Source organism: Streptomyces sp. NPDC046909, assembly GCF_040644695.1.
Taxonomy (GTDB): Bacteria; Actinomycetota; Actinomycetes; order Streptomycetales; family Streptomycetaceae; genus Streptomyces.
The window spans coordinates 729,503-743,635 of the sequence record NZ_JBEYXC010000004.1; the positions used below are offsets into that span (position 1 = coordinate 729,503).

11 protein-coding genes are annotated in these 14,133 nt (G+C 69.7%); 6 read left to right on the top strand and 5 right to left on the bottom strand.

Going from position 1 to position 14,133, the window contains the following annotated elements:
* Positions 1-30 precede the first annotated feature (30 nt).
* On the top strand, positions 31-891 hold the full coding sequence (gene mutM / locus ABZ928_RS16340; RefSeq protein ID WP_361518685.1) for a bifunctional DNA-formamidopyrimidine glycosylase/DNA-(apurinic or apyrimidinic site) lyase: 861 nt from the start codon (positions 31-33) through the stop codon (positions 889-891).
* Here mutM and ABZ928_RS16345 read toward each other — a convergent pair.
* On the bottom strand, positions 864-1,253 hold the full coding sequence (locus tag ABZ928_RS16345) for a helix-turn-helix domain-containing protein (protein WP_361518687.1): 390 nt from the start codon (positions 1,251-1,253) through the stop codon (positions 864-866). The genes mutM and ABZ928_RS16345 overlap by 28 nt on opposite strands.
* A gap of 77 nt (positions 1,254-1,330) precedes the next feature.
* Complete coding sequence (locus ABZ928_RS16350) at positions 1,331-2,518, bottom strand: CAP domain-containing protein (protein ID WP_361518688.1); 1,188 nt, start codon at positions 2,516-2,518, stop codon at positions 1,331-1,333.
* Positions 2,519-2,691: 173 nt separating this feature from the next.
* Between ABZ928_RS16350 and ABZ928_RS16355 the strand changes: the two genes are divergently transcribed.
* From ABZ928_RS16355 to ABZ928_RS16370, 4 genes are all read left to right on the top strand, one after another.
* Positions 2,692-2,973, top strand: a complete 282-nt coding sequence (locus tag ABZ928_RS16355; RefSeq protein ID WP_361518690.1) for an acylphosphatase — start codon at positions 2,692-2,694, stop codon at positions 2,971-2,973.
* Positions 2,974-3,356: 383 nt separating this feature from the next.
* Complete coding sequence (locus tag ABZ928_RS16360; protein WP_037649730.1) at positions 3,357-3,560, top strand: hypothetical protein; 204 nt, start codon at positions 3,357-3,359, stop codon at positions 3,558-3,560.
* 216 nt (positions 3,561-3,776) lie between these two features.
* A complete protein-coding gene (gene smc, locus ABZ928_RS16365; protein ID WP_361518691.1) occupies positions 3,777-7,364 on the top strand; it encodes a chromosome segregation protein SMC in 3,588 nt (1,195 codons plus the stop codon).
* 197 nt (positions 7,365-7,561) lie between these two features.
* Entirely contained in the window at positions 7,562-8,980 is a 1,419-nt protein-coding gene (locus tag ABZ928_RS16370; RefSeq protein ID WP_361518693.1) for a sugar porter family MFS transporter, read from the top strand.
* 132 nt (positions 8,981-9,112) lie between these two features.
* On the opposite strand, the gene ABZ928_RS16375 is transcribed toward ABZ928_RS16370, so the two are convergent.
* Complete coding sequence (locus tag ABZ928_RS16375; protein ID WP_361518695.1) at positions 9,113-10,084, bottom strand: LLM class flavin-dependent oxidoreductase; 972 nt, start codon at positions 10,082-10,084, stop codon at positions 9,113-9,115.
* 53 nt (positions 10,085-10,137) lie between these two features.
* A complete protein-coding gene (locus ABZ928_RS16380; protein WP_361518697.1) occupies positions 10,138-11,559 on the bottom strand; it encodes a cytosine permease in 1,422 nt (473 codons plus the stop codon).
* Between the two features lie 118 nt (positions 11,560-11,677).
* On the opposite strand from ABZ928_RS16380, the gene ftsY reads away from it, so the two are divergent.
* On the top strand, positions 11,678-12,880 hold the full coding sequence (gene ftsY, locus ABZ928_RS16385) for a signal recognition particle-docking protein FtsY (RefSeq protein WP_361518698.1): 1,203 nt from the start codon (positions 11,678-11,680) through the stop codon (positions 12,878-12,880).
* 146 nt (positions 12,881-13,026) lie between these two features.
* Here ftsY and ABZ928_RS16390 read toward each other — a convergent pair whose 3' ends face one another.
* Positions 13,027-13,692 carry a bifunctional DNA primase/polymerase gene (locus tag ABZ928_RS16390; RefSeq protein ID WP_361518700.1) on the bottom strand — a complete coding sequence of 222 codons (666 nt, stop codon included), beginning with the start codon at positions 13,690-13,692 and terminating at the stop codon, positions 13,027-13,029.
* Between the last annotated feature and the right edge of the window lie 441 nt (positions 13,693-14,133).

The window sequence follows — 14,133 nt, forward strand, 5'->3', positions numbered from 1 at the left end:
CTCATACACCGGCTTGTCACGGGGGATCCCATGCCCGAGTTGCCCGAGGTCGAGGTCGTACGGCGAGGTCTGGAGCGGTGGGTCGCCCATCGCGCGGTCGCCGAGGCCGAGGTACTGCACCCGCGTGCCGTACGCCGTCATGTGGCCGGCGCCGACGACTTCACCCACCGCCTCAAGGGCCACCGCATCGGCGTGCCCAGCCGTCGCGGCAAGTATCTGTGGCTGCCGCTGGAGGACACCAACCAGTCGGTCCTGGCGCACCTCGGCATGAGCGGCCAGCTGCTGGTCCAGCCGCACGAGACCCCGGACGAGAAGCACCTGCGCATCCGCGTCCGCTTCGCCGACGGCCTGGGCACCGAGCTCCGCTTCGTGGACCAACGCACCTTCGGCGGACTGTCGTTGCACGACAACACCGAGGACGGGCTGCCCGACGTCATCGCGCACATCGCCCGCGATCCCCTCGACCCGCTCTTCGACGACGAGGCCTTCCACCAGAACCTGCGCCGCAAGCGCAGCACCATCAAACGGGCCCTGCTGGACCAGTCGTTGATCAGCGGAGTCGGCAACATCTACGCGGACGAGGCCCTTTGGCGCGCCCGCATCCACTACGAGCGTCCGACCGCCGGTTTCACGCGCCCGCGCACGGCAGAACTCCTGGGCCACGTAAGGGATGTGATGAACGCGGCCCTGGCTGTCGGTGGCACGAGCTTCGACAGCCTGTATGTCAACGTCAATGGGGAATCGGGCTACTTCGACCGCTCACTGGACGCGTACGGCCGTGAGGGACTGCCCTGCAAGCGGTGCGGTACGCCGATGCGCCGACGGCCCTGGATGAACCGGTCCAGCTACTTCTGCTCGAAGTGTCAGCGGGCGCCGCGCGTCTCGTCGTAACGCACCCGGGCCGCGAGGACGTCGTCCATGCGGCCTTCCAGGAACTCGATGAGACCGATGAGCCGCTCGGCGACCCCGCGGCCCAGCGGGGTGAGTTCGTAGTCCACGCGGGGCGGGTTGGTCGGCTGGGCCTCGCGGTGCACCAGGCCGTCGCGCTCCAGTGCCTGGAGTGTCTGGGAGAGCATCTTCTCGCTCACGCCGTCCACCCGTCGGCGCAGCTCGTTGAAGCGCAGGGAGCCTTCGTAGAGGGCGCCGAGCGTGAGTCCGCCCCAGCGGCCCGTGACGTGCTCCAGCGTGCCGCGCGAGGGGCAGGCCTTGGCGAAGACGTCGAACGAGAGGTCGAGCTCCTGCGTGCTGTCCATGGCTCCAGCGTACGTGAACGCAGCGCTAACGAGAAGGGAGCGCTAACCAGCGGTTAGCGCTCCCTGCCCTGCTGTGGCTAGTAGCCGAAGTCCTGCGTCCACCACGGGCCGCCCGACCCGAAGTGCACCCCGACGCCCAGCGTCTTGAAGTCGCAGTTCAGGATGTTGGCCTTGTGGCCCGGGCTGTTCATCCAGGCTTCCATCACCGCGGCCGCGTCGACCTGCCCCCGGGCTATGTTCTCGCCCCCGAGGCTGGTGATGCCGAGGGCCTCGGCCCGGTCCCAGGGAGTCTTGCCGCTGGGGTCGGTGTGGTCGAAGAAGCCCTGCTCGGCCATGGCGTCGCTGAAGGCCTCGGCGAGCTTGCCCAGCTCGCTGTTGGCGGCGAGCGCGCTGCAGCCGACCTTGGCCCGCTCCTCGTTCACCAGCTTCAGCACCTCGGCCTCGGCCTGGGCCTCCGCGGAGACCGTCACCGGGTCGGTGGTCTTCTTCGGCGGGGTCGTCTCCTTCTGCGAAGGAGTCGTCTTGGGCTTCTTGCTGGGCGTGGCCGTCGGCTTCTCCGACGGCGTCTTGGTCGGCGTGGCCGTCGAGGCCGAGGCGGACGGCGTCGGCGAGGCCGAGCGCTCCCCGTCGCGGCTGGCCGCCTCGTCGTCCCGGCCGTCGTCGGCGCTGCCGGAGGTGCCGCCCTGCTCGGTCGCGGAGTTGGTCGGAGAGTCCGCGGCCTGCACCTTGTCGGCGTTGGTGCCGCCGCCGAGCTTGTAGTTGTCGAGGCCGGGCACCACGCCGGTGGCCACCGCGACCGTGCCGATCGCGACCGCCGCGGAGACCCCGAGCAGACCGGTCTTCACCGGGGTCACGACCTTCTTCTTGCGCCGACGGCCCGAGCCGCCCCCGCGCCGCGGACCGCCGTCGCGCGGCGAGAAGCCCTCGCTCGGGAACATCGCGGTGCTCGCGGTACCCGTGGCCTGGGCGTACTCGTCGTCCGTCGCGTAGAGGTAGGCGTCACTGCGGGCGGCGTGCGCCTCGGGGTTCAGATAGGGCGCGATGCCCACGGTGGGGTACTCGCCCGTGTGGTGCCCTCGGGCGTCGGCCTCGAAGTCGTACGAGAACTGCTGGTCCAAGCCGTACGAGTGCTGCGGGTCGTAGTCGTACTGGTGGTACGAGTGCTGCGCGTCGTAGCCGCTCGTGTATGAGCCGTCTGTTTCTGTGACCCCCGTGGCGCGGCCCGTGGCGGCGCGGCCGGCGGCGGAGCGTCGGTGGCGTCCCATGTGTCCTGGCCTTCCTAGGTCTTTGTGGCCGACTCGTCCCCAGCGGTCGGACCGTACTCACGAAACTCACACGATCGAGTGAGTTTCGTATGAGATTCATTGGCAGGGGACGGTACCGCATGGCGCCAGGGGACGGAGAGTCCTGAGAGGCATTGGTTGGTTAGGTTGCATCTATGAGCGAGGATGTACGACTGGTCGCCTGGGTGCGCGGACGCGTCCAAGGGGTGGGTTTCCGCTGGTTCACCAGGGCCAAGGCCCTTGAGCTCGGTGGGCTGAGTGGTTTTGCTCTCAATTTGGGGGACGGACGGGTCCAGGTGGTCGCGGAGGGCCCGAAGGATCACTGCGAGGGACTCCTCGACTGGCTCCAGGGCGAGGACACGCCCGGGCGCGTGGACGGTGTCACCGAGATCTGGGACACACCTCGTGGGGGTTACGACGGCTTCGCCATCCGCTGAGCCGGTTCTGTAAACCACGCCAGGTGGAAGCGGAGGGGCATGCCACCGGCAACTGCCTGAAGCAGAAAGGCCCTGGTGGTTGCCAAGAACGGCATTTCCTGGGAGGCTCCGCACTTAAGAATGATCGCCACGCCCTGAGGGTCCCGCAGGAGTCGCGGCGCCGCCGTTTCCCGGCCGCGCGCCCCCGGGTTGCCCGCCAATACAGGGCGTGATCGTGTTGACCGTCAAACTTTTTGGTGAGACGCTGAATGCACCCCGCGCACCTTAGCTGTTTGGCATGGATGAACGGCAGCACAAACTCAACAGTGCCAAGCATCGCGGGTGCGAATCCCTCACGACCCACACCGCTTCGGTCGGTCACTCAGTGTGGAGGACCATCCATCATGGCAAAGGCGCTTCTCGGTTACGTCGGCGGCTCCGACCCGCGACTCATTGCCGAGATGCGACGGCTCCAGCAGCGCGTACAGGACCTCGAATCCGAGCTCGTACGGATTCAGGCCGAGAACGACGCGCTCGCGGCTGCCGCTTCTCACGACTCGCTTCTGGAGAGCATCGACGCACACCAGGCGGAGCCTGCGCTCACCTGATCACTGCATCGCACCACGACAAGCAGTGGTTGGGCGGCCTGTATCAACCGCTAAGTTGTCAGAGTTTGCAAGGGACGCTTCGGCGTCCCTTCTTTCTTTCCCCCGCGTTCCCTCACCGTCTATAACGTCTGATGTGCCCTGCACGTTCATGGGTGAAACCGCGGGAAACAGCACGTTCATGGAGTGAGACAACCCCGGAAGGTAGAGTCCAGCGGCGTGCACCTCAAGGCCCTGACCCTCCGCGGGTTCAAGTCGTTCGCCTCGGCGACCACGCTCCGGTTCGAGCCGGGCATCACGTGTGTCGTCGGCCCCAACGGCTCGGGCAAGTCCAATGTCGTCGACGCCCTCAGCTGGGTCATGGGCGAACAGGGCGCCAAGTCGCTGCGCGGCGGCAAGATGGAGGACGTCATCTTCGCCGGCACCACCGGGCGCCCGCCCCTGGGCCGTGCCGAGGTCTCCCTCACCATCGACAACTCCGACGGTGCCCTGCCCATCGAGTACGCCGAGGTCACCATCACGCGGATCATGTTCCGCAACGGCGGCAGCGAGTACCAGATCAACGGCGACACCTGCCGACTCCTCGACATCCAGGACCTGTTGTCCGACTCCGGCATCGGCCGCGAGATGCACGTCATCGTCGGCCAGGGCCAGCTCGACTCCGTCCTCCACGCCGACCCCATGGGCCGCCGCGCCTTCATCGAGGAGGCCGCAGGCGTCCTCAAGCACCGCAAGCGCAAGGAGAAGGCCCTCCGCAAGCTCGACGCGATGCAGGCCAACCTCGCGCGCGTGCAGGACCTCACGGACGAACTGCGCAGGCAGCTGAAGCCGCTCGGCCGGCAGGCGGCGGTCGCGCGGCGGGCAGCGGTGATCCAGGCGGACCTGCGAGACGCCCGCCTCCGCCTCCTCGCCGACGATCTCGTACGACTCCGCCAGGCGCTCAAGTCCGAGATCGCCGACGAGGCCGCGCTGAAGGAGCGCAAGGAGGCCGCCGAGGAGGAGCTGAAGAAGGCGCTCCAGCGGGAGGCGCTCCTGGAGGACGAGGTCCGCCGCCTCGCCCCGCGCCTCCAGCGCGCCCAGCAGACCTGGTACGAGCTCTCCCAGCTCGCCGAACGCGTGCGCGGCACCGTCTCGCTCGCCGACGCGCGCGTGAAGAGCGCCACCTCGGCACCGCCCGAGGAACGCCGCGGCCGTGACCCCGAGGACATGGAGCGCGAGGCCGCCCGGATCCGCGAACAGGAGGCCGAACTCGAAGCGGCCCTGGAGGCGGCCGAGCACGCCCTGGACGACACGGTCGCCCACCGCGCCGAACTGGAACGCGCCCTCACCCAGGAGGAACGCCGCCTCAAGGACGTCGCCCGCGCCATCGCCGACCGCCGCGAAGGCCTGGCCCGGCTCAACGGCCAGGTCAACGCCGCCCGTTCACGCGCCGCCTCGGCCCAGGCCGAGATCGACCGCCTGGCGTCCGCGAGGGACGAGGCCCAGGAGCGCGCCTTCGCCGCCCAGGAGGAGTACGAGACCCTCAAGACCGAGGTGGACGGCCTCGACGCGGACGACGCGGACCTGGCCGAACAGCACGACGCGGCGAAGGCGGCGTTGGCCGAGGCGGAGTCCGCGCTGACGACCGCCCGGGAGGCGGCGACGGCGGCGGAGCGGAAGCGGGCGGCGACGCAGGCGAGGCACGAGGCGCTGGCGCTGGGGCTGAGGAGGAAGGACGGGACGGGAGCGCTGCTGGGCGCGAAGGACCGTCTCACCGGCCTGCTGGGCCCGGCGGCGGAACTGCTGACGGTGACCCCGGGCTATGAGGTGGCGCTGGCCGCGGCTTTCGGAGCGGCGGCGGATGCACTGGCGGTGACGTCACCATCGGCGGCGGCGGACGCAATCCGCCTGCTGCGCAAGCAGGACGGGGGTCGGGCGTCACTCCTCTTGGCAGGCGGCCAGGAAGACGCGCCCTTTGGGGGCGCGGGGAACTGCGCGACCAGCCACGACGACGCCGCAGACGCCGAACTATCCCACGCCGGCAAGTTCGTCCGCGCCCCCTCCGACCTCATGCCCGCCGTACGCCGCCTGCTCCACAACATCGTCGTCGTCGGCACCCTCGAAGACGCCGAAGACCTCGTCTACGCGAACCCCCACCTCACAGCCGTCACCGCCGAAGGCGACCTCCTCGGCGCCCACTTCGCCCACGGCGGCTCCGCAGGAGCCCCCAGCCTCCTCGAAGTACAGGCATCGGTGGATGAGGCAGCCGCGGAACTGGAAGACCTCGCCGTCCGCTGCGAAGAGCTGACCGAGGCCCAGCACGAGGCCCAGGAGCGCCGCAGGCAATCCGCCGCCGAGGTCGAGGAACTCGGCGAGCGCCGCCGCGCCGCAGACCGCGAGAAGTCGGCCGTGGCCCAGCAGCTCGGCCGCCTCGCCGGCCAGGCGCGCGGCGCCGCGGGCGAGGCCGAGCGGTCCGTGGCGGCGGCCTCCCGCGCGCAGGACGCCCTCGACAAGGCCCTCCAGGACGTCGAGGAACTCGCCGAACGCCTGGCCGTGGCCGAAGAGATGCCCGTGGAGGAGGAGCCGGACACGTCGGTACGGGACCGTCTCGCCGCCGACGGCGCGAACGCGCGCCAGACCGAGATGGAGGCCCGCCTCCAGGTCCGTACGCACGAGGAACGCGTCAAGGGCCTCGCGGGCCGGGCCGACTCCCTCGACCGCGCCGCCCGAGCGGAGCGCGACGCACGCGCGCGTGCCGAGCAGCGGCGGGCGCGGATGCGGCACGAGGCAGCCGTCGCGGAGGCCGTCGCCTCGGGCGCGCGGCAGCTGCTCGCGCATGTGGAGGTCTCCCTGGCCCGTGCCGACGCGGAGCGCACCGCAGCCGAGGCCGCCAAAGCCCGCCGCGAGCAGGAGCTGACCGCCGCCCGCAACGCCGGCCGTGACCTCAAGGGCGAGCTCGACAAGCTGACCGACTCGGTCCACCGGGGCGAGGTGCTGGGCGCCGAGAAGCGGATGCGGATCGAGCAGCTGGAGACCAAGGCGCTGGAGGAACTCGGCGTCGAACCGGCGGGGCTCGTCGAGGAGTACGGCCCTCACCAGCTCGTACCGCCCTCCCCGCCCGCCGAGGGCGAGGAGCTGCCCGAGGACCCGGAGCATCCGCGCAACCAGCCGAAGCCGTTCCACCGGGCCGAGCAGGAGAAGCGGCTCAAGGCGACCGAGCGGGCGTATCAGCAGCTGGGCAAGGTGAACCCGCTCGCGCTGGAGGAGTTCGCGGCGCTGGAGGAGCGGCACAAGTTCCTGAGCGAGCAGCTGGAGGACCTGAAGAAGACCCGCGCCGATCTGCTTCAGGTGGTGAAGGAGGTCGACGAGCGGGTCGAGCAGGTCTTCACCGAGGCGTACCGGGACACGGCCCGGGAGTTCGAGGGTGTCTTCAGCCGGCTGTTCCCGGGTGGTGAGGGGCGGCTGATCCTGACCGATCCCGACAACATGCTCACCACCGGCGTCGATGTCGAGGCGCGTCCGCCGGGCAAGAAGGTGAAGCGGCTCAGCCTGCTCTCCGGTGGCGAACGCTCCCTCACGGCCGTAGCGTTGCTCGTGTCGATCTTCAAGGCGCGGCCGAGCCCGTTCTATGTCATGGACGAGGTCGAGGCCGCGCTCGACGACACCAACCTCCAGCGACTCATCCGGATCATGCAGGAGCTGCAAGAGGCCTCGCAGCTCATCGTGATCACGCACCAGAAGCGGACGATGGAGGTCGCCGACGCGCTGTACGGCGTCTCCATGCAGGGCGACGGCGTCTCCAAGGTCATCAGCCAGCGGCTGCGCTAGGTCATCAGCCGGCCGCTGCTTCAGGCCGTCCGCCTCGCCTGCCCCGTTTCCATTTCTTCAATCCTTGAACTCAATGCCCTCACCGGTGCCTGTTTTCTCACATCGCCCCGTCTGTTGACTTCACAACTTGAAGGCATAAGGTCTGCATCGTTGTTCTTGCCTTCAGGCAGCGTTGCCGATGGCCTTAGGAGTTGAACGTGACCAGCACAGCGCAGGCGTCCCAGTCAGGAGCCAGGTCGGCTCAGCCCGAGCATCTCGGGCACGTGATCTTCATCGCGGCGGCGGCCGCGATGGGCGGTTTCCTCTTCGGCTACGACAGTTCCGTGATCAACGGCGCCGTCGAAGCCATCCGGGACCGCTACGACATCGGCTCCGCGGCGCTGGCGCAGGTCATCGCCATCGCCCTGATCGGCTGTGCCATCGGCGCCGCGACCGCCGGCCGGATCGCGGACCGGATCGGCCGTATCCGCTGCATGCAGATCTCGGCCGTGCTCTTCACGGTCAGCGCGGTGGGTTCGGCGTTGCCGTTCGCGCTGTGGGACCTGGCCTTCTGGCGGGTCGTGGGCGGTTTCGCCATCGGTATGGCCTCCGTGATCGGCCCCGCCTACATCGCCGAGGTCGCCCCGCCGGCGTACCGCGGCCGTCTCGGTTCCTTCCAGCAGGCCGCGATCGTCATCGGCATCGCCATCTCGCAGCTGGTCAACTGGGGCCTGCTGAACGCGGCCGGCGGCGACCAGCGCGGCAAGCTGATGGGCCTGGAGGCCTGGCAGGTCATGCTCGGTGTCATGGTGGTCCCGGCCGTCCTCTACGGCCTGCTCTCCTTCGCCATCCCCGAGTCCCCGCGCTTCCTGATCTCCGTCGGCAAGCACGAGCGCGCCCGCGAGATCCTCAAGGAGGTCGAGGGCGAGCAGATCGATCTGGACGCCCGCGTCACCGAGATCGAGCAGGGCATGCACAGCGAGCACAAGTCCACCTTCAAGGACCTGCTCGGCGGCAGCTTCTTCTTCAAGCCGATCGTCTGGGTCGGTATCGGCCTCTCGGTCTTCCAGCAGTTCGTCGGCATCAACGTCGCGTTCTACTACTCCTCGACGCTGTGGCAGTCGGTCGGTGTCGACCCGACGGACTCGTTCTTCTACTCCTTCACGACGTCGATCATCAACATCGTCGGCACCGTGATCGCCATGATCTTCGTCGACCGCGTCGGCCGTAAGCCGCTGGCCCTCATCGGCTCCGTCGGCATGGTCATCGGCCTCGGCCTGGAGGCCTGGGCGTTCTCCTTCGACCTGGTCGACGGCAAGCTCCCGGCCGCGCAGGGCTGGACCGCCCTGATCGCCGCCCACGTCTTCGTCCTCTTCTTCGCCCTGTCCTGGGGTGTGGTCGTCTGGGTCTTCCTCGGCGAGATGTTCCCGAACAAGATCCGCGCCGCCGCCCTGGGCGTGGCCGCCTCCGCGCAGTGGATCGCCAACTGGGCCATCACCGCGAGCTTCCCGTCCCTGTCCGACTGGAACCTCTCCGCGACCTACGTGATCTACACGGTCTTCGCCGCGCTCTCCATCCCGTTCGTCCTCAAGTACGTCAAGGAGACGAAGGGCAAGGCGCTGGAGGAGATGGGCTGAGCGGCCCCCACCAACTCGGGGAGAAGGGCCCAATCCCCGCTGCCCCTCTCCCCGTAACCCTCACCGCCGCCCCGGCTCGGCCACTGCCCGAGCCGGGGCGGCGGTGTCGTGTCCGTCTCCGTGTCCGGGGGATCAGCCGCCGAGCCGCGGCAGGACGTCCTCACAGAACAGCCGCAGACTCCGCCACCCCTCCGCCACCGGCATCCCGCCCGCCAGCGGATGCAGTACGAGGTTGTCGAGCCCCTGGTCCACGCACTGCTCCGGCGTGAGGATCCGGTACACGCCCTCGGCGCGCAGCTCCTCCACGCTCGTCGCCCCCGACTTCACCGCGGACCGGATGTCCCCGGACTGCCAGGAGGCGTACGTCCGGGCCTCGTGCAGGAAATGGGAGCCGTACGCGGCCCACGCCGCGTCCGGGTCCTCGGCGATGTGCAGCAGCGGGGTCTCGGCCGCGGGCATCATGGTCCAGCCCTCGGTGCCGTACTCGACGAGCCGCTCCTTGTAGTACGCCTCCAGCTCCGGCAGATGCGCGCTGGGGAAGAACGGCAGCCCCAGCCGGGCGGCCCGGCGCGCGGCGGCCTGGGAGGAGCCGCCGACCAGGAGCAGGGGGTGCGGGTCGGTGAAGGGGCGCGGGGTGACGCGTACCGTACGGCCGCGGTACTCGAACTCCTCGCCGGTCCACGCCTTGAGCAGCGTCTCCAGCACCTCGTCCTGGATCCGGCCGCGCCGCTTCCACTCCACGTCGAAGAGGGCGTACTCCTCGGGGCGGTAGCCGATGCCCACGACCGTCACCAGACGGCCGCCGCTCAGCAGGTCCAGTACCGCGATCTCCTCGGCCAGGCGGAGCGGGTCGTGGAGCGGGCCGATGACCGCCGAGACCGTGACGGCGAGGCGTTCGGTGGCGCCGAAGACCGCGCCCGCGAAGGCGAAGGGGGAGGGCAGCCAGTTGTTGGCGACGCCGTGGTGTTCCTCGGTCTGCACGAGGGTGATGCCGTGCTGGTCGGCGTACGCGGCCATCTCCAGGGCGGCTTTGTAGCGGGCGCGGAGGGAGGCGGGGGTGGCGTCGGGCTCGACGAGGTTGAAGCGTACGACCGTTACGGGCATGGGGTCCCCCTCGGTGCGCTGGGCGGTGGAGGGGGACGCTAGCTGACGGGGCGTCAGATGGCCATGGCCGCGGGCTCCTCGACGGGGGTCTTCTTCCCGGGGACCGCCGGCTTGGGGAGTACCGCGTACAGCAGGCCCGAGACCGCGATCGTCGCGACCCAGCCGAGGCCGTACTCGCCGATCGGGTTGTTCGAGGCCAGCGGGCCCGTGAACCAGTCGGATGCGGTGAAGAGCAGACCCGTGCCGAGCCCCACCGCCCAGGCCGCCACCGCCGCCGGGCTGAAGCCGCCCCGGTACCAGTAGGCGCTGGTGGGTGTCGTGTCGAGGAGGGCCTCGGCGTCGTACGAGGTCCGGCGCAGCATGTCGACGCCGAAGACGCCGAGCCAGGCCGAGAAGGCCACCGCGAGGAGGGAGAGGAAGGTGATGAAGGGGCCCATGAAGCCGGTCGCGGCGAGCATCAGGACGCTGCCGAAGATCAGCGAGATCGCCGCGTTGACCGAGACCGCCCAGTGGCGCGGCACCTTGAAGCCGAGCGTCTGCGCGGTGAAGCCCGCCGAGTACATGGACATCGAGTTGATCAGCAGGGTGCCGATCAGGGCGATGAGGAGGTACGGGACCGCGAGCCAGAGCGGGAGGATCTCGCCCAGGAACGACACCGGGTCCGAGGCGGAGGCCAGATCGGGGGTCGCCGACGCCATCACCAGGCCCATCAGGACCATGGGCAGTACGACGATCCCGGCGCCGCCCACCGTGTTGCGCACGATCGCCGACGAGGACGCCGAGGGCGGCAGATAGCGCGTGAAGTCGGGGGCCGAGGGCACCCAGCTGATGCCGCCCGCCGCGATCAGACCCACGCCCGCGATCATCGCCGAGGTCGGTCCCGCGCTCTGCCCGAAGACCTTGCCCCAGTCCGTCTCGACGATCAGATAGCCGAGGACGAGGACGGAGAAGGCGCCGAAGAGGTAGGTCGCCCAGGTGTTGCACCGCTGGACGGCCTTGATGCCCAGGCCCGAGATCGCGAACGTCGTGATCACGAAGAGGAGGAGGGTGATGACGATGAGGGCTGTGTTGCTCTGGATGCCGAAGCAGATGTCCAGGACGGTCAGCAGCGCGTAGGCGCCGGTCACCGCGTTGATCGTCTCCCAGCCCCAGCGGGCGATCCAGATCAGTGAGCCGGGGAGCAGATTGCCCCGCGGCCCGAAGACCGCGCGGGACAGCGCCATACCGGGGGCGCCACCGCGCTTGCCGGCGATGCCGATCAGACCGACCAGACCGTACGAGACGATCGGCGCCGCGATGCCCACCACCAGGGCCTGCCAGAAGTTGAGGCCGTACGACACGGACAGGGTCGCGCCCATGGTCAGGAGCAGGACGCTGATGTTGGCGGCGACCCAGGTGGGGAAGAGTTCGCGGGTGCGGGCGGTGCGCTCGGAGTGGGGGATCGGCTCAAGGCCGTGGGTTTCGAGACCGCTCATGAGGAGCCATCGTACTTTAGTGTCACTAATCCACTTAAGTGGCTTTTGTCCCTAGTGGTGCTTGGAGGAATCCACAGGCTGGGTGCCGCCCGGACCCATGGCCGATACTGGGCGGGTTATGGAAATCATCCTTGCTGTAGTCATCGCCGTGGTCGTGCTCGGTGTGCTCGGCGGGCTCGTCGTCGGCAGCCGACGCAAGAAGCCGCTGCCCCCGCCGCCTCCCGCAGCGCCCGACATCACCGCCCCTCCGGCCGAGCCGCACGTCGGCGACGAGGCCGAGACGCCGCGCGACGAACCGCGCCGCACGATAGAGGAGGTGGACCTTCCCGACGGCTCCGTCGCCGTCGAGGAACCCCCCGTCGTCGAAGAGCTCCCGCCGACCGAGATCGAGGTCCCGGAGCCCGCCGCCGGCCGCCTGGTGCGGCTGCGCGCCCGTCTCTCCCGCTCGCAGAACGCGCTCGGCAAGGGCCTGCTGACCCTGCTCTCGCGCGAGCACCTCGACGACGACACCTGGGAGGAGATCGAGGACATCCTCCTCACCGCCGACGTCGGCGTCGCCCCCACCCAGGAGCTGGTCGACGGTCTGCGCGAGCGCGTGCGGGTGCTCGGCACCCGGACCCCCGAGGAGCTGCGCGGGCTGCTGCGCGAGGAGCTCCTCAAGCTGGTCGGCACCGACTTCGACCGGACCGTGAAGACCGAGCCGGAGACCAGCAAGCCCGGCATCGTGATGGTCGTCGGCGTCAACGGCACCGGCAAGACCACCACCACCGGCAAGCTCGCGCGCGTGCTGGTCGCCGACGGGCGGTCCGTCGTCCTCGGTGCCGCCGACACCTTCCGTGCCGCCGCCGCCGATCAGCTCCAGACCTGGGGCGACCGGGTCGGGGCCCACACCGTGCGCGGTCCCGAGGGGGGTGACCCCGCCTCCATCGCCTTCGACGCGGTGAAGGAGGGCAAGGAGATCGGTGCGGATGTCGTGCTGATCGACACCGCGGGCCGCCTTCACACCAAGACCGGGCTCATGGACGAGCTCGGCAAGGTCAAGCGGGTCGTGGAGAAGCAGGCGCCGCTCGACGAGGTGCTGCTCGTGCTGGACGCGACGACAGGGCAGAACGGTCTCGTGCAGGCCCGCGTCTTCGCCGAGGTCGTCGACATCACGGGCATCGTGCTGACCAAGCTCGACGGTACGGCCAAGGGCGGCATCGTCGTGGCGGTCCAGCGGGAGCTGGGGGTGCCGGTGAAGCTGGTGGGGCTCGGTGAGGGTGCGGATGATCTGGCGCCGTTCGAGCCGGAGGCGTTCGTGGATGCGCTGATCGGAGAGTGAGCGAGCGATAGGCCGTGGTTGTCTGCGGCTTCGTCGTGGCTTGTCGCGCAGTTCCCCGCGCCCCTTTGGGGCGCGCTGCCGAACCGCATGCGAAGAAGTGCCCGCCCCCAAGGTGCAGTTGGGAGCGGGCACTTCGCTGTGTACGTCTATGCGCGGGACCGATGGGCCACGTACGCCAGCGTCCCCAGCAGCAGCCGCGCAGCGGGTGGCTTCGTCGCCGAGTCCAGGGCCGGCGAGCGCAGCCACTGCACCGGGCCCAGGCCTCCTCGGTCCGACGGCGGTGCCGTGATGTACGTGCCCGGGCCCAGGCCGCGGAGGTCCAGGGAAGTGGGGTCGTCCCAGCCCATGCGGTAGAGGAGTTCGGGGAGTTCGGCGGCGGCGCCCGGGGCGACGAAGAAGTGGGCGCGGCCCTCGGGGGTGGCCGTCACCGGGCCGACCGGGAGGCCCATGCGTTCCAGGCGGACCAGGGCGCGGCGGCCGGCGGGTTCGGCGACCTCGATGATGTCGAAGGCGCGGCCGACCGGCAGCATCACCGACGCGCCGGGGAACTCGGCCCAGGCGCCGGTCACTTCGTCCAGCGTCGCGCCCGCGGGCACCTCCGGTGCGAAGCCGAGGGGATGCGCGCCCGGTGCCCGGCAGTCCGCCCGGCCGCAGGAGCACGCGCCCGCGGCGGCCCTGGCGCCCGGGACCACGTCCCAGCCCCACAGCCCGGTGAACTCGGCCACGGCGGTGCACTCCGACGAGCGGCCGCGGCGACGCGAGGAGGACCGGATGTCGCGGATCCCCCGACTGCTGCCGATCGTGAAGCCCATGCCCCCTCCAACGGGTCCGACGCACCGGTGGTTACGAGACGGGCACGGAAAGTGACCTGAGCGGTATGTCGAATGTCCACTCCGCACATGTCCACTCCGCGCCCGGAAGCGCCCCGGGTGGTGCGCCCGGCTTCGTGCGCCCCTGAGTGCACCGCTCCGCCCACTCCCGGCCGTCCTATGTCAAGTGAATCGCGTGCGGGCGACCGTGAGTTCATTCGAAGGGGTGGCGAATGGTGGCGTTTCCGGGATCGCCATGGCTGGAGGGGTGATCGTAGGATTACTTTGTGTGCACGAGTCCTGGGGGCACATGCACTCGTGGGTATGCCGGAGGCAACTCGGCATCCCGTTCGAAGGGTGAGAAGTACCGGACGGGCAGCCGTATTTACCGGCATTCTGATAGGGCTTGGCGCACTCAGCGACAAGTGGTCTCAGGGATGGGGG